Below are 236 nucleotides of genomic sequence, written 5' to 3' on the forward strand. Positions count from 1 at the left end.
GGTCGCCGATCAGAGCTGTCCCCGCTGGGTTCATCCGCACCGCGTGGATCCCCTCGAAGTTCCCCATGAACATGACCGGGCCGTCGGCCGTGAACACCACCTCGGGGTCCATCGGATCCAGATCCCGATAGGGCGCGTCGGCCCCGTAGCAGACGATCGGCGCACCGCCGTGGGTCCACGGGCCCTCGATCCCGGGCGCGGTGGCCATCCCGATACAGGGGGCCGGCCCGCCGGTC

1 pseudogene is annotated in these 236 nt (G+C 71.2%); it reads right to left on the bottom strand.

What is annotated here, in order from left to right:
* Nucleotides 1-208: pseudogene (locus G6018_RS10875) on the bottom strand (endo-1,5-alpha-L-arabinanase); the annotation flags it as partial.
* Nucleotides 209-236 lie beyond the last annotated feature (28 nt).

The sequence above is a fragment of the Dietzia sp. DQ11-44 genome, from assembly GCF_014145205.1.
Classification (GTDB): domain Bacteria; phylum Actinomycetota; class Actinomycetes; order Mycobacteriales; family Mycobacteriaceae; genus Dietzia; species Dietzia natronolimnaea.